This window comes from Leisingera sp. F5 (genome assembly GCF_001593695.1).
The window spans coordinates 1-1,361 of sequence record NZ_LUKH01001008.1 but is presented as its reverse complement, the minus strand read 5'-3'; the positions used below and the strand labels follow the sequence as shown (position 1 = coordinate 1,361).

Below are 1,361 nucleotides of genomic sequence, written 5' to 3'. Positions count from 1 at the left end.
CATATCCTGATGGCCTATGCCTCGGACTTTGGCTTGCTTGGATCATCGATGCGGCCGCATGGGCTGACGTTTCACAAACCCGGCGCCATGACCGCAAGCCTGGACCATGCAATGTGGTTTCATGCACCGGTTCAATTCGAGAACTGGCATCTTTATACAATGGATGCACCGTTTACCGGCAGCGGCCGTGGCTTCAATCGTGGGTCTATTTACACGGAAGACGGCCAGCTGATCGCCAGCGTCGCGCAAGAAGGTTTACTGCGTCCGGCAAGGGATTGAGAATTATATGTTTAATCTGCGCTAAGGTGGTATGTTGATGAGTAGTAATTTAACATAATTCTCATTATGAGACTTACCTGATGCAGTAAACAACACGCCTGCAACCAAGAAAATGGCTTCCCCTGAAAACAGAGGAAGCCAGTTATCACCGGTCAGGCTCCTTCATTGACTGCCCGAAAGTTTTCTTACCTGGGCCTTCCCGGTGTTCAGAACGGGCGCACCCATTCCTGATAGCTCTGGAAGCAGTATCACCGCTTCCAGTATCCGTCTGCGCCACCGAGGGAAAATCAGAGACGCAGACGGTGTTCTTCAGCTGCAGCCGGAGGTTCCGCCGCAGGTGTTGCACTTCATGCAGGTGCCGTTGCGGACCAGCGTGTAGTTGCCGCATTCGCCGCAGGCCTCGCCCTCGTAGCCTTGCATTTTTGCCTTGACGCGCGCATCCATTCCGCCGCCGGGCTGCACAGGTGCATCACCGGTCTCTGGCACCAGCGATTGCAACGCGGCAACCGGATCAGTTCCAGTTCCCAGTGCCGATACTTCGGTCTGGCCGCCTTGCAGCACCACCAGTTCCTGCGGCAGCCGTTTACGCAGATAGCCGGTCGAAGAGATCTGCTTCAGTACTTCCAGCGACCGAGAGGCTGCGTTTTCACTCAGCTCGCTCAGGTTCGACACGCCTTCTTCTTCGCCACGGCCCAGGTCGTCAAAGCTTGCGCCCTCGGGCTTCACATGCGCCAGATCGGTACGGTCCAGATAGCTGACGGCCAGTTCGCGGAACACGTAATCAAGGATCGAGGTGGCGTTCTTGATCGAGTCATTGCCCTGGACCATGCCGGCGGGCTCAAACTTGGTGAAGGTGAAGGCGTCAACAAATTCTTCCAGCGGCACGCCGTATTGCAGGCCGACCGACACCGCGATGGCGAAATTGTTCATCATCGCCCGGAAGCCTGCGCCTTCCTTGTGCATGTCGATGAAGATTTCACCCAGGTTGCCGTCCTCGTATTCGCCGGTTCGCAGATAAACCTTGTGACCGCCGACAACTGCCTTTTGGGTATAGCCCTTGCGGCGCTGCGGCATCTTGGTGC

2 pseudogenes are annotated in these 1,361 nt (G+C 56.4%); one reads left to right on the top strand and one right to left on the bottom strand.

What is annotated here, in order from left to right:
• A pseudogene (locus A2I95_RS38325) lies at positions 1 to 279 on the top strand (acyl-CoA thioesterase domain-containing protein); the annotation flags it as partial.
• A 309-nt stretch (positions 280 to 588) separates the two neighbouring features.
• Here A2I95_RS38325 and A2I95_RS38320 read toward each other — a convergent pair.
• Positions 589 to 1,361 (bottom strand): annotated as a pseudogene (locus A2I95_RS38320) (vitamin B12-dependent ribonucleotide reductase); the annotation flags it as partial.